Genomic DNA, 17,898 nt, shown 5'->3' with positions numbered 1-17,898 from the left:
CACGAAGCAGGCCATGGGGGATGCATGGGAATCGGCTGGATGAGGGCAACACGCAAACATGCCTTGAGTGCAAAGAAGGTTTGTCGAGCGACGGCTGCGATAACGCTATCGCTGACGGCACTGCTGGCCGTGCTGACCGGTATTGGCGGCGTGTTGCTGTGGTCGCCCGGTGCCCGGGCGCAGCAAAGTGACGACGCGAATACCGCGCAGGCCACTGCCCACCAGCGGTCCAATCGCCTGAGCGAGAGCGATATCGCACGTATGCTGCCGTCCACCGACATGGATGCCGGCGCATCGATGCATAGCGAAGTACGCGCGCACGCCTTCGACGGCGGCTCGGCCACACCGTTCGACGCGGCCCCGATCCCGCGGAATCCGCTGGCGCCGGGCGCGGATGGGATCGGCGCGAAGAGCTGTTCCGCCTGCCACGCGCTGGAAAGCATCCAGGCCTCGCACAGCCTGCACGTGGCCTCGTTCCGCGCGGGCAGCACAAACACTGGGCCGCAGGCCTCCTGCGAGGCCTGTCATGGTCCCGGTTCCGAACACGCAAAGAACCCCGCGGCGCCGGGCCTGATCATCGCCTTCACGCACGACGCCAAGACGCCGGTGGAGACCCAGACGCGCACCTGCCTGAGCTGCCACGTCGGCGGCGCGCGCCAGCACTGGATCGGCTCGGTGCACCAGGAGCGCGGACTGTCGTGCACCGACTGCCACAACCCGATGACGCGACTATCGGCCGAGGGTGTGCTGGCGAACGATTCCATCAACCAGGTGTGCGCGACCTGTCACCAGGATGTCCGTGCCCAGTTCAACCGCCGTTCGCACATGCCGCTGCCGGAAGGGCAGATCTCCTGCGTCGACTGCCACAACCCACACGGCACCATCACCCGACCACTGCTGAAGACCGACACCGTCAACGAGACCTGCGACACCTGCCACGCCGAGAAACGCGGTCCCTTCGTGTTCGAACACGCACCGGTCGGCGAGAACTGCCTCAACTGCCACACCCCGCACGGCTCGAACCAGGAAAACCTGCTGGCACTGCCGCTGCCGATGCTGTGCCAGCAGTGCCATACGAACAGCGACCACCCCAACGATTTGCTGACGCGTCAGGGCCTGCGCAACGGACTGGCGCCGGACGAGCGCGTGATGGGACGCAGCTGCCTGAACTGCCATAGCAACATCCACGGCTCCAACGACCCCAACGGCGCCAAGTTCCACCAGTGAACGGCCACCAAATTAAGGGCGGAGAGATGCTGAAGCGTAACCCGATGACTGCGCTGCTCGGCCTGGCACTGGGTCTGGGCGGCCCTTTGCCGTTGCTGGCGCAGACCGATGCCAGCGACAGCCAGCGCGTGGGCAACATCCAGTTCGGCAACGACCTCGATCCCACCGGTTGGGAGGCGTTCGCCCTGCCGGATCCGGCGGGCATGTCCTATCTGCATGCCGGCCAACTGCGCACGCCGACCGGCATGCTCTATCCCTACCCCCGCCAGATACCCGACGAAGCCACGCTCGGCCCGGGCGACTGGACCTATACGTGGCTGGCCCAATTCGGCTACATCCACACCAGCGGCGACCGCAACGACGAATTCTTCCGCATGTACTCGGGCTGGAAGAACGGCGCGGTGCTGGGCATGCTCGCGTTCTCCGCCTTGAACCGCAAGACCGGACAGTACGTCGACTTCCGCGGCAGCCGGATCAGCAGCCAGGACCAGTACTACCGCCTGCGCACCGGTCGCTATGGCAACTACCATGTCGAGGCGTTCTACCGGGACACTCCGCATACGTTGAGCACGACGGCCTATCCGCTGTGGAACGGCGTCGGTTCCACCGATTTGACCCTGCCCAACGGCCTCGCCACCGGCAGCACGCCGGCCCAGGTGCAGGCCGTGGAGGCGGTCCGGCCGCGCCGGAACTTGTCCGTGACACGCCAGAGCGAGGGCGTCAGCTGGGAGGGCGCACTGACCCGGGACTGGATCGGCTACGCCGGTGTGACCAACGAGAACCGCAAGGGCGACCGCGACTGGGGCGGCCCGATGTATCTGACCTACTTCTTCGTTGCTCCGGGACCCGGCGGCCCTGGCACCCCGAGCATACCCGGCACGTTCGGCGGACAGTACGACACGGTCCGCCCGGTCGACTTCACCACCACCGACGTCAACCTCGGGCTGCGCAACAAGGGTGGAGCCTCGGGCTGGCTGTTCAACTTCACCATGACCGGCTCGTTCTTCCGCGACCACAAGAGCAGCCTGGACTATGCCGTACCTTTTGCCGTGTCGCCGGGCTCCACGTCGGCGATCACCGGCGGCACGTGGTCGCTGGAACCTGACAACAACTACTACAACGTGCGACTGGAGGCTTCCCATCCGCTGAAGCTCTGGCTTGGCGAATTCTCTGTCTCGGCGGCCTACGGCAGCATGCGGCAGAACGATGCGTTGCGTGCTCCGCTCAGTCCCATGTATTGCCCCAGCGGACAGTACATCGGCACCACCGGCATTGCCTGCGCCAACTGGAACACCACGGCCGCGCTGTCGCGGCAGGACGGCGATGCGCGCATCGACACTGGTTTGCTCGACCTGCGCCTGGATTTCCGTCCCACCGCGAAGCTCAGCTGGCACATCAACCTGCGCCAGCGCGACGAAAACAACATGACGCGCTACACCATGTACAACCCGCTGACCGGGCAGTACGGCTATGTTCCCGAGAACGGTGCGGAGCCTATCGTCACCGGGCAGACCCAGCTGTTCCAGCCCGGCAGCCCCCTTTACCAGTCGAATTTCGCGCAGATCGCCAGCATTCCCTTCAGCTACAACGACCGCAAGACGGAACTGGGCGGCAGCTACCGGCTCAACCGGAACAACACATTGAGCGCGAGCTACGTGTTCGACTATCAGACGCCGCACCCGCGCGAACGCACTTATGTCGACGACCAGCATTTCAGGCTGGGCTGGGATACCAAGGCCTTCGGTGACGCAACCCTGCGTCTCAGCTACGAGTACCAGAAGCGCTCGGGCGGCTCCTATAACCCCAATCCATACCTCGCTGCGTATTCGCCCTCGATGCCAGGATACCTGCTGCCCGCGGTTGGCTATACCGCGTTCACCGTCGCCCAGATGTACAAGTACGACATGAGCAACCTCGAGGCGAGCAAGCTCAAGGCGATCCTGACCAATCCGCTGGGAACCACGGCAACGTTCACCGCCACGCTGTATGGCAACCGCCATCGCTACGGGGCGGATATCGGGCGGCAGTCCTTCGACACCACCGGCGCCGACGCCTCCTGGGACTGGCAGCCGACGCCGGCGACCTCGATGAGCGTCTATGCGGGCGTCGAATCGAGCCGGCTCAAGCAGGGCAATGTCAATGACAACGAGGCGCTGACCTTTTCCTCGCCGGGACAGGCCGACATGCAATTCGGCGGGCCGTTTTTTCCGTACGCCAATTTCTGGACGGCGACGGACAACGAGCGCGACGCCAACGCCGGGGCGCATTTCAACCACATCTTCTCGCCACGCGCCAGGCTCGACCTCAACTACGACTATACCTATTCGCGCGGACTCAACAGCTACAACTACGCCAGCCTGACGGCCCTTTCCACCGTGTACCTGCCGATCCTGACCGCAACGGCTGCCGGCAACAGCTTTCCTCCCAACATCTATCGCATGCAGACGCTCACAGCCAATCTGAATTTCACGCTGACCCGGAGACTGGGCATGCGCCTGTATGGGAAATACGAGTTCGGCAACTACGCCGACTGGAACTACGCCGGCTTCGGCATGCCTGCCGACCTCATCGTCGGCAACCGCGTCTTTACCGAGTTGGGCCCGCAGCCACACTGGCATGCCATGGTGGTAGGTGTCTTCATGACCGTGAAGCTCTGAGTAGAACACCGCCATGTCCTTCATGCTCCGTTCTCTTCATCTGGTGGCGACCGCGGTCCTGTGGCTGCCGGTGTTTTCCGCTGCCGCCGCCGAGGACGCCACGGCGCGTGCGCCGACGGCGTGGACCGACCTGCGCCAGCAGCTGCCCATCTCCGGCGACGCCCAGGCCGGTCATGCGAGGTCGGCCGTATGCGCGGCCTGCCACGGGCCGCAGGGCCTGGCGATCGCACCGAACTTTCCGAACCTGGCAGGACAGTCGGCAACCTATCTCTATGTGCAATTGAAGACGTTCAGGAACGGACAGCGCAACGATCCGACCATGAGCGGCCAGGCCGCCGCGCTGAGCGACACCGACATGCGCAACCTGGCCGCTTATTACGCCTCGCTTCCGGCAAAACCGGCCGGCCACGCCGATGCCTCCTCCCGTGGCAGACGGCTCTTTCTCGATGGCGATCCGGCGCACGGCGTGCCGCCCTGCCAGGGCTGCCATGGCCCGACGGGGCAAGGACCGCGGGCGTACCCCAGCGACGCACCGCAACCACCCTGGTCGACTTTTCCCCGGCTGCGCGGCCAGTCGGCGATCTACGTGACCAAGGAACTGGGCGAGTTCGGCAGCGGCGCGCGCAGCGGCACCAGCAACGCGCTGATCATGCATGGCGTGGCGCAGACGCTCGATGACGCCGAGATACAGGCGCTGTCCACCTACATCGCGACGCAGTGAGCGGGCAAACCGCTCCTCGAGCTGGGCGGCAACGGCCCTTTCAGAGATCCTGCGCGCTTCCTGATCAAGCAGCGTGCCAGGAATGGAAGGTCTGTCCAGCCGTTCCGGTGCGATCGGCGCCGGGGTTACACTCCATGCCGAACTGCATCTGGCCCGCATTCGTTCGAAATGCGCGGCCGGATCCACCAAGCATGGCCAGCTACCCCATTCCACGGTCGGCGACATGAAATCAGGGCAAGTTCATTTCGCTGTGACTTTGCCCGACCTCCAGGGGACTTCTGTCGTTCGTACCCGCCTGCGCTTCATGTCGGCCGCCATTGCAGCATGCCTTTCCATGCCGCTTCATGCCCAGTCGACCACCTTCAGTGGCACTGCGGCACTCAGCTCGCAACTGGTCGATCGGGGCCAGGTGATTACCGGCGATACGCCCATAGTGCAGGGAGCCGCTTCCTGGACTTTTCCCACCGCGGGAGCTGCGTCCCGGACCTTTGCATCGGGTTGGTCGCTGGACCTGTCGGGAAGCACGGAAGTGCGTTCGCCCGGCCGCCTTGTGGAAGCCCTTGTCGAGGCATCACGCTACTGGTCTCTTCCCGGCGAGTGGCAGATGCAGGTGAGCCTGCTCTATTACCGATATCCCGCCATTAGCGGATCGAGAGCCTTTGATCGGACCGAAGCGGGAGTCAGCTGGAGCTACCGCGACGTGTTGAGCTTCGGACTGTCGGCCATCCACGTCGTCGGTGCGAAAAACCAGCAGGCGCGTGGCGCCGCCGACATCAATCTCCAATGGCCATTGACGCGGCGTTTCTCCCTTTCCGCCGGCGCGGGCATCACCCAGTCCCTCACGGAGTCCTACGGCCCCTATCGCCACGTTTACACAGGCTCCTACGACTACGACCGCGACTACGCAGGCCACGCCCGCCCCGTCCGCGCAAACCATTACAGCTATGGCCACCTGGGTTTATTGTGGAGCAACGGGCCTTGGCGGATTGAACTCGACCGCATCGTGGCCGCCCCGGAGACACAGCAATGGGCCAATCTGAACGCCCCATCCTGGGTTGCGACGATTTCGCGGTCCTTTTGACCCGGCAGCAACCTTTTCGCTGCGATACGGCACCTACGCAGGGAACCAGCTGCAGATCCAATGATCTCGACCCGAGCCCATGAACGACGACGCTATCGACGCTGACGCCACCGACCGCATGCTGCTTCAGCGCATGTCGGCCGGTGATCGTGTCGCCCTGGGCGTGCTGTATCGCAGCTATCACGGCAGGTTGTGTCGTTTCCTGTCCCGGCTGACGCGGCGCCCCGATGTCATCGAGGAAGTCATCAACGACTGCTTGTGGATCGCCTGGCAGAAAGCAGGCAACTTCCATGGCGACTCGCGCGTTTCCACCTGGCTCATGGGCATTGCCTATCGCTGTGGACTGAAGGCGCTGCGGCAACATGGTGACGAACCGGTCGAAGACGACACCTTGTCGGAACAACGCACTCCCGCCCATGACCTGGATGATGAGGATCGCGAATTGCGCGACTGGCTGAGCAAGGGGCTCGATCATCTCTCCGTGGATCAGCGCGTCGTGATCGAACTGGTTTACGGAGTGGGCCATACCCTGGACGACGTTGCCGTGATCATGCAGTGCCCCGTAGGCACCGTTAAAGCGCGTCTGTTCCATGCGCGGGTCAAACTGCGCAACGTGCTTCCGGCGCTGGCCGGAGACTCGCCCCGGCATCGGGAGAACGTGCCATGATGTTCCCGAAACATTCCGGCGGGGACTGCGTCCGTGCCTGGGACACGATGCCCTGGGTACTGCAGCACAGTGCCACGCGAGAACAAGGCAAATGGCTGGAAGCTCACCTGGCGCACTGCGAGTCGTGCCGTACGGAATTCGCGCAACAAAGCCGCTTGCGGCGCGCCATGTCGCTGCCCACGGATATCGCGATCGATGCGAATGCCGGATTGAGGCGCTTGCTGAGTCGTCTTGACATGCCTGATGCCCAGGAAGCGCCTTATCGTTCGCGCCCGCGACCTTGGTTGGGCCGGGCACTGGTCGCTGTGGTGCTGGTCCAGGCTCTCAGTATCGGCGTCCTGGGCGTGAAGTTGTGGTCGGCGGGTGGCGCCCCTCAGTATCGAACACTCAGTCAGGAGTCTGTGCCCGCGGCTCCCGGAACGATCCGCGTCGTGCCCGACGCGGCCATGACGCTGGCCGACTGGGACGCGCTGCTTCATGCCCTTCGATTGCAGGTCGTGGGCGGCCCCAACGACGTGGGTGCCTATACGGTCGCCCCGACGGACTCCACGTCGACAGCCCATGCATTGCAGCAGCTGCGCGCCACTCGCGGTATCCGCCTGGCGGAGCCTGTCGCCGTCACGCCATGAAATGCGGCTTTCTCATTCTCGTCGCATCCGCGGCTTTGAGCGCTTGCGCGTCCTCGCGTCCCATGGCGCTTGCGGACAATCGCGCCAGTCACGGCCACGCATCGGTCGCCAATGTATCCGCCATGGACAGCCAGCGCGACATCGTCCTGGCCGTCGCCAACCCGCTCGAATCTCCCTCCACAAACGCTGGCTCCAGCTTGCTGGGTTACGCCGCGCCACGGTATTACGGCGCCAGCCAGCGCGCGGCTTCGACGCTGGCTGCGTTGAAGAAGAACTACGGATTGCGCGAGGTCGCGGGTTGGCCCATCAAGGCGCTCGACGTGTACTGCGTCGTGTTCGAGCCGCCATCCGGCATGACCCAGGATGCATTGCTCAAAGCGCTCGCCAAGGACGATCGGGTGCAGCTTGTGCAGCCGTTGCATGATTTTTCCGTCTACGCGGAGAAATCCCGGAACGTACACCGGTACAACGACCCCTACGTCAACCTCCAGCGCGGCTTCGTGGAAACCGATGCCGCCCTCGCGCACAACCTCAGTCAAGGCGACGAGGTCCATATCGCGATCGTCGATACCGGCGTCGACGTGACGCATCTCGATCTGCAGGGGCGCATTCGCGATGTGCACAACCTGGTCGACGACGATGCGGCGACGTTCAATCACGACAGCCACGGCACCGAAGTCGCTGGTGTCATCGCCGCGGACGCGGACAACCGCCAGGGGATTGTAGGAATAGCGCCCAGGGCCGAGCTCAGCGTCTACAAGGCATGCTGGTATTCGCAGGCGCCGCACGCCGGCGCACGCTGCAATTCCTTTACGCTCGCCAAAGCCCTGGCGGCGGTCATCGATACCAACACCCGTATCATCAATCTGAGCCTGGGCGGGCCGGCGGATCCGCTGCTCAACAAGCTGCTTGGCCGGTTGCTGGACCAAGGCCGCATCGTGATCGCAGCGATGCCGCCGGACGGGGCCACCGATGGATTCCCCGTGGACGCTCCGGGGGTCATCGTGGTTCGTGCAGCGACGTCGGAGGCCGCAGCACCGCCCGGCATTTTGAGCGCTCCGGGAAACGACATCCTGACCACCCAGCCCGGCGGCGGATATGACTTCACCTCCGGATCATCGATGGCCGCCGCGCATGTGACCGGCATGGCCGGCTTATTGCTGTATCTCGCACCAGGACTGGATGCGCGCACGATCCACGATCTTTTCCTGCGGAGCAGCAAAGTCTCCGACGGCATGCTTCAAGTGAACGCGGCTTCGGCCGTGGAGGCACTGGGCAGCACCCGGAACGCTACCCCGTGAGTCGGATGACTGGCCCCATGAAGCCTGACGTTCTGCACTCATCATCATGTGGCCCGTCTCACCCTTAAACTCGGACGAGAAGCTTCCATCCTCGCGCATGTAGATGTAGCACCCCATGCAATCGGCGAGAGCGGCAAGATGACGTGCCCCATGGCGGGGTTCTCGTCTTTCTGAAACTTCGGGTACTAACTGCCCTGCACCGCCCATTCAAAAAAGCCACGCAGATAAGAGGTTTTGTTGACGAGCGTTGGGGTTTGCAACCCGCTTGCCCGCAGGGCCTCCACCCACGCATGAACATCCTCACGGGCGACCTCATGAACCATTTTCTTGGAGCCGACGTGTTGGGCGAACTCCATCACGGCCGCCGACTTGATCGTGAGCGTCTTTTGAGACGTATCCGAAGCAATGCTTTTCAACCATTGATCAGCCGCCGCTCCGATGGCGCGGGTGCGGCGGTGTTGCGGCACGGGTGCAAGGCTGACAGCCGGAGCCGGAGTGGGCGCGCAGGGCCTGCCCGCGATCGAAGGCTTCCATCGCGCGTGAGTGATCCTCTGGGCCATCCGCTTCAAAGCGGGAGGATCCATCCGCTCGCACTTCGCAGACGTAATCGACAACGTCGAACCGATCCCCTCTGACCAGCACAACCTTGGGACGACCTTCCACTGTGCTTGGCGGTGGCTCTTTGCTGATGTCGAACCAGGCCTGTCGCTCGGCGTCCCACCATTCCTTGCTCATCCCCTTCCCTCTGCTTCGTGCGTCGGCAAAGAGTTGAACATAACGCGCACCCAAGGTGTAAGCCCAAAGGCGCGCAGCGATGGGGGGTCTCGTGTGCGAAGCGAACGCTTGATGATGCGAAGCCCGAGCACCGCGTGCAGGGCCTGCGGAACCACCAAACGGAAATGCCACATGCCCGACGAATGGCGCAGAAGATGATGTGCGAGTCGCATTGGATTGACCAACCGACTTGACCAAGCACCTTTCTCAAGGTCACAAAAAAGCCCTGAAAAATCAGGGCCTTGATGTATCTGGCGGAGAGAGAGGGATTCGAACCCTCGATAAGGCTTTTGACCCTATACTCCCTTAGCAGGGGAGCCCCTTCGGCCACTCGGGCATCTCTCCGGGGTTGTTTCCGCATCGCTGCGGAGCCGGCAAGGATACTGACCGGCGGCGTCGAGGTAAAGGTTTAATTCACGATCAATGGTCGGCGGACTCGTCGGGCGTATTGCCGCCTTCGTGCTCGCCTTTGATCCGTTGGTAGATTTCTTCACGATGAACCGCGACGGTCTTCGGTGCATTGATGCCGATACGCACCTGGTTGCCTTTCACGCCAAGAACGGTAACGGTCACCTCGTCGCCGATCATCAGGGTTTCACCGACCCTGCGGGTCAGAATCAACATGATTGCTGCTCTCCATCCATAAATGCTGTTGGTCAAAGGCCTGCGGCTCGACGACGCCTCACCCCTGAGCAGCCGTCCACCCGCAGTTCGACGATTGATCCGTCGAAGGCCTTATCGCCTTCCCGGCTCACAGCCAAAACACTCCTGAGCGTCCTGACTGGCGACACCACCGTTACCGATCGCGCCGACACTCTGTCGATAGTAACTGAGCCTGATTCCCCTGTGCAATCTACCTGAATCGTGGCAAATGAAATGTTCAGGTTGTAGCTGCGGGCAGATTTATTGTGCCGAGACCCAGTCCGGCAACGCGGCCAGAATCGCCGGCAAATCCGGAGCATCCGATCCGCCGCCCTGGGCCATGTCGGGACGGCCGCCGCCCTTGCCGTCGATCTGCGCGGCGACATGCGCCACCACGCTGCCCGCCTTGATCCGGCCCAGCGCCTTGCCGTGCACGCCGGCAATCAGGGAGACTCGCCCGTCGGCTGCACCGGCAAGCAGGATCACGCAGTCGCCGAGCTGCTGCTTGAGCTGATCCACGCTGTCGCGCAGCGCCTTGGCATCAAGCCCTTCCAGCCGCGCGGCAACCACCTTGATGCCGTCGACGTCCCGCGCGGAACCGGCCAGACCGGCAGTGGCGGAACCGGCTGCCTTGCTGCGCAGCGAGTCCAGTTCGCGTTCGAGTTTCTTCTGCTTGTCGAACAGCTGGCGCAGCTTCTCCACGGCGTCGTCACCGCTAGTGGAGAGCAATTGCGACAGCTCGCCGAGACGACGCTCTTCGTCGTCGATATACGCCAGTGCACCGGCACCGGTGACCGCCTCGATACGACGGACACCCGAAGCCACGCCTGCCTCGGCGACAATCTTGAACAAGCCGATATCGCCGGTGCGGCCTACATGGGTACCGCCGCACAACTCGGTGGAGAAGTCGCCCATCTTCAGCACGCGAACTTCATCGCCGTACTTCTCGCCGAACAAGGCCATCGCGCCGAACTCGATCGCCTGGTCATAGGCCATGTTGTGCACTTCGGCGACTGCGTTGCGGCGCACTTCGGCATTCACCATCGCCTCGACCTGGGCGAGTTCATCGCGACTCATCGGCTTGAAATGCGAGAAGTCGAAACGCAGCCGCTCCGGCGCGACCAGCGAGCCCTTCTGGGCCACGTGATCGCCCAGCACCTTGCGCAAGGCCGCATGCAGCAGATGCGTGGCCGAATGATTGAGCACGATCGCCTGCCGGCGCGAGGCGTCCACGCTGGCTTCGACGATGTCGCCGGTGCGCAGCGGCTGGCCACCGTGCCAGCGGCCGGCGTGACCGAAAAACACGCCCCCCATCTTCAACGTATCGCCGACCTCGAAGCGGCCGGCCGGATTGCTCAGCTCGCCGGTATCGCCGACCTGTCCGCCCGACTCGGCGTAGAACGGTGTGCGATCGAGAATCAGCAGGCCTTCCTCGCCCTCCGCAAGCTGATCGACCTGCTTGCCGGCACGCACGATGCCAAGCACCTTGCTGCCCTGGCTACGCAGCGCGTCGTAACCCAGGAACGTGGTGGGCTTCAACTGGCTGGCCAGCTCGGCCGGCATCTGGCCCTTGGCCTCGAAACGACCGGCGGCGCGGGCGCGCTCGCGCTGCTCGTTCATCGATCGCTCGAATCCATCCATGTCGACTTCCAGTCCGCGCTCACGCGCGATGTCGGCAGTGAGATCGACCGGAAAACCATAGGTGTCGTACAGGCGGAACGCATCCACGCCGGGAATGATCTTGCCGGACTTGCCCGCGACTTCGTCGAACAGGCGCATGCCATGTTCCAGCGTCTCGCCGAAACGCTGTTCCTCGACGCGCAACGCCTCTTCGACCAACGCCCGTTTGGCAGCGAGCTCGGGGTATGCAACCCCCATTTCCTCGACCAGGGGCTGCACCATCTTCCAGAAGAAGTCGCCGCGCACGCCGAGCATCCAGCCATGGCGCAACGCGCGGCGGATGATACGGCGCAGCACGTAGCCGCGACCTTCGTTCGACGGCAGCACGCCATCGACGATGAGGAAGGAACAGGCGCGAATGTGGTCGGCGATCACTCGCAGCGACTTGTTCGCCAGATCCCCGGTGCCGGTGAGTTTGCCCGCCACGCGGATCAGGTGCGCGAACAGGTCGATCTCGTAGTTGGAATGGACGCGCTGCAACACCGCCGCCAGGCGCTCCAGGCCCATGCCGGTATCCACGCATGGCGCCGGCAACGGGCTCAGCGTGCCGTCCGGCGCGCGGTCGAATTGCATGAACACCAGGTTCCATATCTCGATGTAGCGGTCGCCATCTTCGTCCGGCGAACCCGGCGGTCCGCCGGCGATGTCGGCGCCGTGATCGAAGAAGATCTCGGTGCATGGACCGCACGGACCGGTATCGGCCATCTGCCAGAAATTGTCGGAGGCGAACGGTGCGCCCTTGTTGTCGCCGATGCGCACGATGCGCTCGGCCGGCACGCCGACTTCCTTGTCCCAGATGTCGTAGGCCTCGTCGTCGGTGTGATAGACGGTGACCCACAGCTTGTCGGCGGGAAGCTTGAACACCCCGGTCAGCAACTCCCACGCATAAACAATCGCGTCGCGCTTGAAGTAGTCGCCGAACGACCAGTTGCCCAGCATTTCGAAGAAGGTGTGATGGCGTGCGGTGTAGCCGACCGCGTCCAGGTCGTTGTGCTTGCCGCCGGCCCGCAGGCACCGCTGCACGTCCGCTGCCCGGACGTATCCAGGTTTCTCGCTGCCGAGAAATACGTTCTTGAACTGCACCATGCCCGAGTTGGTGAACAGCAGGGTCGGGTCGCTGGCCGGCACCAGCGAGCTGGACGGCACGATGGTGTGCCCCTTGGAGCGGAAGAAATCGAGGAAGGTCGAACGGATTTCGGAGGTTTTCATGCGGATCATGGTGGCAGGCGGTAAAAGGCCACACCGCGGCCAAGCCGCCCGACCGGTCAATCCATCATCATCCCTGGATGATGGATTTCAGGAATCCTCGTCGGCAGCTTCGTCCACATCGGCGTGGGTAACACTCCGTACTGTGGCGGCGGCAAAGCCGCGGCGCAAGAGGAATTGCGCCCGGCGGCTGCGTTCGGCGGGGTCGGTCGTGCCCGCGCCGCCATAACGGCGGCGCAACTGGGCGGCGGCGGAAGCATCCCAATCGACCTCGGCCGCGTCCAGCAGTTCGCGGATGCGCGCGTCGGACAAACCGTGGGTCTTCAGCTCCATCCGCAACCGCATCGGGCCGTAGCCCTGCGCGATCCGGCTGCGCAGCAGCACTTCGCCGAAGCGGTCGTCGTCCTGGTAATGCTGCTCGCCGAGACGATCGATCGCGGCGCTGGTCTCGTCGCCTTCGTAACCGCCCTGGCGCAGCTTGGTCTTCAGCTCGCGGCGCGAGTGTTCGCGGCGAGCCAGCAGGCCCAGCGCCTTGTCGTAGGCGCTGCGTTTTGGCTTGGCTGGCCGATTTTGGCCGGATCGATCTTCGCCGGATTGATCCTTGCCGGGCGGGCGTTTCATGGCCATGCCGGCAAGTGCCTGGCTGGGGCAGATTTCCTCAGCCGTTCGCCCTGAGCGTAAGCCCGAAGGGCTGAAGTCGAAGGGCAACCCTTCGACTCCGCTGCGCTGCGCTCGGGGCGAACGGCTGGGCTGTCCCGCGTTGCCTTGTCCAGGCTCGACGGCGGGCCGAAACGCACATGGCCCGGGCGAGCCGGGCCATGTGCGTGCAACGGGCCGCTAACGAGCACGGCTCACGCTTCCTCTAGCGCCTCTTCCGGCGCGGCAGCAGCGGGCTTGCCGACCGGCACCAGCAGACGCTCGCGCAGGAGTTTATCGATCTCGTTGGCGATCGCGGGGTTGTCGCGCAGGAACTGGCGTACGTTTTCCTTGCCCTGGCCGATGCGGTCGCCGTTGTAGCTGTACCAGGCGCCGGACTTGTCGATCAGGTTCTGCGCCACGCCAAGCTCGATGATCTCGCCTTCGCGCGAGGTGCCTTCGCCATACAGGATCTCGAACTCGCACTGGCGGAACGGCGGCGCCACCTTGTTCTTGACCACCTTGACGCGGGTTTCCGAACCGATGATCTCGTCGCCCTTCTTCACCGCGCCGATACGGCGGATGTCCAGCCGCACCGAGGCGTAAAACTTCAGCGCGTTGCCGCCAGTGGTGGTTTCCGGGCTGCCGAACATCACGCCGATCTTCATGCGGATCTGGTTGATGAAAATCACCAGGGTGCCGGACTTCTTGATGTTGGCGGTGAGCTTGCGCAGCGCCTGGCTCATCAGGCGGGCGTGCAGGCCGACGTGGGAGTCGCCCATCTCGCCTTCGATTTCCGCCTTCGGCGTCAGCGCGGCGACCGAGTCGACCACGACCATGTCGACCGCGCCGGAGCGCACCAGCATGTCGGCGATTTCCAGCGCCTGCTCGCCGGTGTCCGGCTGCGACACCAGCAGGTCATCGACCTTGACGCCCAGCTTTTCCGCGTAGGTCGGGTCGAGTGCATGCTCGGCGTCGATGAAAGCGGCGGTGCCGCCGGCGCGCTGGCAGCTGGCGATCGCCTGCAGCGTCATGGTGGTCTTGCCGGACGACTCCGGCCCGTAGATCTCGACCACGCGGCCGCGCGGCAGGCCACCGACGCCGAGCGCGATGTCCAGCCCGAGCGAGCCGGTGGAGACCGTCTCGATCGCTTCGTTGACGCGGTCGCCCATGCGCATGATGGCGCCCTTGCCGAACTGCTTTTCGATCTGGCCTAGGGCGGATGTAAGTGCCTTGCGCTTGTTGTCGTCCATCGTCTTGAATTCCGGTTGGGCTGTGAATGGGGAACATGATGCCCGGAACGGGTCTCACGGGCTGCGATCACTGGCGGTCGACAGCAGGGGAGTCATTATCCCACACCGGTCAAGCCGGCCTGAGCGTCCGCGCCGCCTCATTCCGTCAGTGTTTTGCGCAATCCGGTGAGCGCGGCGGCCACAGTCTGCCGCCGCACGGCTTCGCGGTCGCCCGGAAAGTGGAACAGTTGCGCATGACCGTAGCCGCCACGGCGCTTCCAGCCGATCCAGACCGTGCCGACCGGCTTGTCCGGCGTACCGCCGGACGGCCCGGCAATCCCGGTCACGGCCACCGCCACGCCCGCACCGAAGCGCGCCAGCGCGCCGGACACCATCTCCAGCACGGTTTCCTCGCTGACCGCGCCGGCGTGCTCCAGCGTGCGGGGATTCACCCCGAGCAGCGCCTCCTTCGCCTCGTAGCTGTAGGTCACCACGCCGGTATCGAACCAAGCCGAACTGCCCGGGAGATCGGTCAGCGTCTTGGCGATCCAGCCGCCGCTGCACGACTCGGCGGTGACCAGCATCAATCGGCACCGCTGGACCTCGCTGGCAACCTCACCGGCCAACGCCAGCAACTCCGCATCGGTAGGAACAGACGACAACTCCATGCGAGACTCCCGAACTTGAATGAGCTTGGCGCTGCGCGCTGAGGCACCGTTCTACCTGTTCCGCGCGACCACGCCAAGACTTGCATTTCATGAGCCACGACGATCTCACCAAGCACACCCCCTTCATGCGCCAGTACCTGTCGGCCAAGGCCGAGCATCCGGAGGTGTTGCTGTTCTTTCGCATGGGCGACTTCTACGAGCTGTTCTATGACGACGCACGCAAGGCGGCGCGGCTGCTCGACATCACGCTGACCCAGCGCGGGCAGTCGGGCGGTTCACCGATTCCGATGGCGGGCGTGCCGTACCACGCGGCGGAGAATTACCTGGCGCGGCTGGTGCGTTTGGGCGAGTCGGTGGCGATCTGCGAGCAGATGGGCGACCCGGCTCTGGCCAAGGGTATCGTGGAGCGCAAGGTGGTGCGCATCGTCACGCCCGGCACGGTGACCGACGCCGCGCTGCTGGAAGAGCGCCGCGACAACCTGCTGCTGGCCATCGCCACCGGAGCGAATGGCGCGTACGGTCTGGCCTGGGTCGACCTGTCCAGCGGTCGCTTCCTGCTCAGCGAGGTGCCGCACGCCGAAGCGCTGGCGGCCGAACTGGCCCGGTTGCAACCGGCCGAGACCCTGGTCGACGAGAGTGTGGCGTGGCCGAAATTCGTCGGCGGCCTGCCCGGCCTGCGCAAGTGGCCGCCGTGGCACTTCGACGGCGATGCCGCAGGACGCGAACTGAACCGTTTCTTCGGCACCCGCGATCTCGGTGGTTTCGGTGTCGACAAGCTGCCGCTCGCCACCGCCGCGGCGGGTTGTCTGCTCGGCTATGTCGAGGAAACCCAGAAGAGTGCGCTGCCGCATCTCACCGGCATGGCGGTGGAAAGCGCCAGTGAGACGATCGCACTGGATGCCGCCACCCGGCGCAATCTGGAACTGGACACCCACCCCAGCGGCCGCATCGAGCACTCGTTGCTGGGCGTGCTCGACGAAACGACGACGCCGATGGGCGCGCGCCTGCTGCGCCGCTGGCTGACTCGTCCGCTGCGCTCGCGCGAACCGCTGCGACGGCGCCATCAGGCGATCGGCGCGTTGATCGACAGCCGCCGCTACGAATCCCTGCGCGAGCAGCTGCGCGGCATCGGCGACCTGGAACGCATCCTCGCCCGCGTGGCGCTGCGTTCGGCGCGTCCACGGGACCTGTCCACCTTGCGCGACGGCCTCGCCGCGGCGCCCGTGCTGCGCGAGCGGATCGCATCGCTGGACAGTCCGTTGCTGCATGCCCTGGTCGAGCGCATCGGCGACCATGCCGACAACGCAGCCCTGCTCGCCCGCGCCATCGTGGCGCAGCCGCCGGTGCTGCAGCGCGACGGCGGCGTGGTCGCCGACGGTTACGACACCGAGCTGGACGAACTGCGCCGCCTGTCCACCCATGCCGACCAGTACCTGGTCGAACTGGAGGAACGCGAGAAAGCCGCCAGCGGCATCAGCACGCTGAAGGTCGGCTACAACCGCGTGCATGGCTATTACATCGAGATCACCCGGGCGCAGTCGGACAAGGCGCCCGCGCATTACACGCGCCGGCAGACGACCAAGAACGCCGAGCGCTACATCACCGAAGAACTGAAAACCTTCGAGGACAAGGTGTTGTCGGCGAAGGAACGTTCGCTGATGCGCGAGCGCGCGCTGTACGAAGCGCTGCTCGACACGCTGACCGAAAAACTCGAGGCGCTGAAGGCCGTCGCCGCCGCGATGGCCGAACTCGACGTACTCGCCACGCTGGCCGAGCGCGCCGAGGCGCTGGACTGGAGCGCACCGGAACTGACCGACGAACCCGGCATAGCGATCGAACGCGGCCGCCACCCGGTGGTCGAGAAAGTCCGCGACGAGCCGTTCGAGCCGAACGACCTCGTCCTCGACGACAACCGCCGCATGCTGGTGATCACCGGCCCGAACATGGGCGGCAAATCGACGTACATGCGGCAGAACGCGTTGATCGTGCTGCTCGCGCATATCGGCAGCTACGTACCGGCGCGCCGCGCCGCGATCGGCCCGATCGACCGCATCTTCACCCGCATCGGGGCCGGCGACGACCTGTCGCGCGGGCAGTCCACCTTCATGGTGGAAATGAGCGAGACGGCGAACATCCTGCACAACGCGACCGAACACAGCCTGGTGCTGATGGACGAAGTCGGCCGCGGCACCAGCACCTACGACGGCCTTTCGCTGGCGCGTGCCGCCGCCGTACATCTGGCGCGAAGCAGTCGCGCCTACACATTGTTCGCCACGCACTATTTCGAGTTGACCGAACTGGCCGGCGAGCATCCCACCATCGCGAACGTGCACCTGGACGCGGTCGAGCTTCACGATCAGAAGCGGGGCGAGCAGCTGGTGTTCATGCATGCCGTGAAGGAAGGACCGGCCAACCGCAGCTTCGGCCTGCAGGTGGCCGCGCTGGCCGGCCTGCCGAAGTCGGTGATCGCCGATGCGAAACGCACGCTGGCCGAACTCGAGCGCGGCATGCATGCGCACGCAGGCGCACCCGCGCCGGTCACCACCGAATCATCGCCGCAACTGGGTCTGTTCGCGTCGGTGCAGTCCTCCGCAGTGGAGCGTGCGCTGGACGGCATCGATCCGGATGCATTGACCCCGCGCGAGGCGCTGGAGGCGCTGTACCGGCTCAAGTCGCTGGGGTGAAAACGGCGGGAACGATGTCACATGCCGACATCGTTCCCCACGGCATGGTCCGCCGCTGTCGCTCGACGTGAACGGACAGCGCTGAATTCGCTT

The 17,898-nt window shown here is 64.6% G+C and carries 16 protein-coding genes and 1 tRNA gene; 8 read left to right on the top strand and 9 right to left on the bottom strand.

Annotated elements, in window-relative coordinates; all coding sequences use genetic code 11:
* The first annotated feature begins 63 nt into the window (after window positions 1-63).
* The 7 genes from ACFPPB_RS01600 to ACFPPB_RS01570 all read left to right on the top strand — a co-directional run bounded on the left by ACFPPB_RS01600 (window position 64) and on the right by ACFPPB_RS01570 (window position 8,283).
* Window positions 64-1,227 (top strand): DmsE family decaheme c-type cytochrome, encoded by a 1,164-nt coding sequence (locus ACFPPB_RS01600; protein WP_377323717.1) that lies wholly within the window; start codon window positions 64-66, stop codon window positions 1,225-1,227.
* A 26-nt stretch (window positions 1,228-1,253) separates the two neighbouring features.
* Entirely contained in the window at window positions 1,254-3,884 is a 2,631-nt protein-coding gene (locus ACFPPB_RS01595) for an MtrB/PioB family outer membrane beta-barrel protein (RefSeq protein WP_377323715.1), read from the top strand.
* 22 nt (window positions 3,885-3,906) lie between these two features.
* Entirely contained in the window at window positions 3,907-4,605 is a 699-nt protein-coding gene (locus ACFPPB_RS01590; protein ID WP_377323713.1) for a c-type cytochrome, read from the top strand.
* An 82-nt stretch (window positions 4,606-4,687) separates the two neighbouring features.
* A complete protein-coding gene (locus ACFPPB_RS01585; protein ID WP_377323712.1) occupies window positions 4,688-5,686 on the top strand; it encodes a TorF family putative porin in 999 nt (332 codons plus the stop codon).
* 79 nt (window positions 5,687-5,765) lie between these two features.
* Window positions 5,766-6,353, top strand: coding sequence for an RNA polymerase sigma factor (locus ACFPPB_RS01580; RefSeq protein WP_377323710.1), 588 nt, complete (start codon window positions 5,766-5,768; stop codon window positions 6,351-6,353).
* Window positions 6,350-6,982, top strand: a complete 633-nt coding sequence (locus ACFPPB_RS01575) for an anti-sigma factor family protein (protein ID WP_377323708.1) — start codon at window positions 6,350-6,352, stop codon at window positions 6,980-6,982. The genes ACFPPB_RS01580 and ACFPPB_RS01575 overlap by 4 nt, the downstream gene beginning before the upstream one ends.
* Window positions 6,979-8,283, top strand: coding sequence for a S8 family serine peptidase (locus ACFPPB_RS01570; RefSeq protein ID WP_377323706.1), 1,305 nt, complete (start codon window positions 6,979-6,981; stop codon window positions 8,281-8,283). The genes ACFPPB_RS01575 and ACFPPB_RS01570 overlap by 4 nt, the downstream gene beginning before the upstream one ends.
* 185 nt (window positions 8,284-8,468) lie before the next feature.
* On the opposite strand, the gene ACFPPB_RS01565 is transcribed toward ACFPPB_RS01570, so the two are convergent.
* The 9 genes from ACFPPB_RS01565 to ACFPPB_RS01525 form a co-directional block, all read right to left on the bottom strand.
* The gene (locus ACFPPB_RS01565; protein WP_377323704.1) at window positions 8,469-8,699 is read right to left on the bottom strand and encodes a site-specific integrase; all 231 of its coding nucleotides are present in this window, start codon (window positions 8,697-8,699) and stop codon (window positions 8,469-8,471) included.
* 7 nt (window positions 8,700-8,706) lie between these two features.
* Window positions 8,707-9,018 (bottom strand): hypothetical protein, encoded by a 312-nt coding sequence (locus tag ACFPPB_RS01560; RefSeq protein WP_377323702.1) that lies wholly within the window; start codon window positions 9,016-9,018, stop codon window positions 8,707-8,709.
* Complete coding sequence (locus ACFPPB_RS01555) at window positions 9,015-9,230, bottom strand: DUF6538 domain-containing protein (RefSeq protein ID WP_377323700.1); 216 nt, start codon at window positions 9,228-9,230, stop codon at window positions 9,015-9,017. The genes ACFPPB_RS01560 and ACFPPB_RS01555 overlap by 4 nt, the downstream gene beginning before the upstream one ends.
* 79 nt (window positions 9,231-9,309) lie before the next feature.
* A tRNA-Ser gene (locus ACFPPB_RS01550) sits at window positions 9,310-9,402 on the bottom strand.
* A 75-nt stretch (window positions 9,403-9,477) separates the two neighbouring features.
* Window positions 9,478-9,681 (bottom strand): carbon storage regulator CsrA, encoded by a 204-nt coding sequence (gene csrA / locus ACFPPB_RS01545; protein WP_377323698.1) that lies wholly within the window; start codon window positions 9,679-9,681, stop codon window positions 9,478-9,480.
* A gap of 279 nt (window positions 9,682-9,960) precedes the next feature.
* Window positions 9,961-12,588 carry an alanine--tRNA ligase gene (alaS, locus tag ACFPPB_RS01540; RefSeq protein ID WP_377323696.1) on the bottom strand — a complete coding sequence of 876 codons (2,628 nt, stop codon included), beginning with the start codon at window positions 12,586-12,588 and terminating at the stop codon, window positions 9,961-9,963.
* Between the two features lie 87 nt (window positions 12,589-12,675).
* Window positions 12,676-13,212 (bottom strand): regulatory protein RecX, encoded by a 537-nt coding sequence (locus tag ACFPPB_RS01535; RefSeq protein WP_377323694.1) that lies wholly within the window; start codon window positions 13,210-13,212, stop codon window positions 12,676-12,678.
* A gap of 224 nt (window positions 13,213-13,436) precedes the next feature.
* Window positions 13,437-14,474 carry a recombinase RecA gene (gene recA / locus ACFPPB_RS01530; protein WP_377323692.1) on the bottom strand — a complete coding sequence of 346 codons (1,038 nt, stop codon included), beginning with the start codon at window positions 14,472-14,474 and terminating at the stop codon, window positions 13,437-13,439.
* 137 nt (window positions 14,475-14,611) lie between these two features.
* A complete protein-coding gene (locus ACFPPB_RS01525; protein ID WP_377323690.1) occupies window positions 14,612-15,121 on the bottom strand; it encodes a CinA family protein in 510 nt (169 codons plus the stop codon).
* Between the two features lie 89 nt (window positions 15,122-15,210).
* Between ACFPPB_RS01525 and mutS the strand changes: the two genes are divergently transcribed.
* Window positions 15,211-17,805 carry a DNA mismatch repair protein MutS gene (gene mutS, locus ACFPPB_RS01520; protein ID WP_377323688.1) on the top strand — a complete coding sequence of 865 codons (2,595 nt, stop codon included), beginning with the start codon at window positions 15,211-15,213 and terminating at the stop codon, window positions 17,803-17,805.
* Window positions 17,806-17,898 lie beyond the last annotated feature (93 nt).

Source organism: Rhodanobacter terrae (genome assembly GCF_042657005.1).
Classification (GTDB): domain Bacteria; phylum Pseudomonadota; class Gammaproteobacteria; order Xanthomonadales; family Rhodanobacteraceae; genus Rhodanobacter; species Rhodanobacter terrae.
The sequence above is the reverse complement of the archived record's forward strand: the minus strand, read 5'-3'. Positions and strand labels throughout refer to the sequence as shown.

Excerpts from the sequence above, each read along its gene's own strand:
- ACFPPB_RS01595 (WP_377323715.1), top strand. The coding sequence starts at position 1,254 with ATGCTGAAGCGTAACCCGATGACTGCGCTGCTCGGCCTGGCACTGGGT.
- ACFPPB_RS01590 (WP_377323713.1), top strand. The coding sequence starts at position 3,907 with ATGCTCCGTTCTCTTCATCTGGTGGCGACCGCGGTCCTGTGGCTGCCG.
- ACFPPB_RS01585 (WP_377323712.1), top strand. The coding sequence starts at position 4,688 with ATGGAAGGTCTGTCCAGCCGTTCCGGTGCGATCGGCGCCGGGGTTACA.
- ACFPPB_RS01580 (WP_377323710.1), top strand. The coding sequence starts at position 5,766 with ATGAACGACGACGCTATCGACGCTGACGCCACCGACCGCATGCTGCTT.
- ACFPPB_RS01575 (WP_377323708.1), top strand. The coding sequence starts at position 6,350 with ATGATGTTCCCGAAACATTCCGGCGGGGACTGCGTCCGTGCCTGGGAC.
- ACFPPB_RS01570 (WP_377323706.1), top strand. The coding sequence starts at position 6,979 with ATGAAATGCGGCTTTCTCATTCTCGTCGCATCCGCGGCTTTGAGCGCT.
- ACFPPB_RS01560 (WP_377323702.1), bottom strand. The coding sequence starts at position 9,018 with ATGAGCAAGGAATGGTGGGACGCCGAGCGACAGGCCTGGTTCGACATC.
- ACFPPB_RS01555 (WP_377323700.1), bottom strand. The coding sequence starts at position 9,230 with ATGCGACTCGCACATCATCTTCTGCGCCATTCGTCGGGCATGTGGCAT.
- csrA (WP_377323698.1), bottom strand. The coding sequence starts at position 9,681 with ATGTTGATTCTGACCCGCAGGGTCGGTGAAACCCTGATGATCGGCGAC.
- alaS (WP_377323696.1), bottom strand. The coding sequence starts at position 12,588 with ATGAAAACCTCCGAAATCCGTTCGACCTTCCTCGATTTCTTCCGCTCC.
- ACFPPB_RS01535 (WP_377323694.1), bottom strand. The coding sequence starts at position 13,212 with ATGGCCATGAAACGCCCGCCCGGCAAGGATCAATCCGGCGAAGATCGA.
- recA (WP_377323692.1), bottom strand. The coding sequence starts at position 14,474 with ATGGACGACAACAAGCGCAAGGCACTTACATCCGCCCTAGGCCAGATC.
- ACFPPB_RS01525 (WP_377323690.1), bottom strand. The coding sequence starts at position 15,121 with ATGGAGTTGTCGTCTGTTCCTACCGATGCGGAGTTGCTGGCGTTGGCC.
- mutS (WP_377323688.1), top strand. The coding sequence starts at position 15,211 with ATGAGCCACGACGATCTCACCAAGCACACCCCCTTCATGCGCCAGTAC.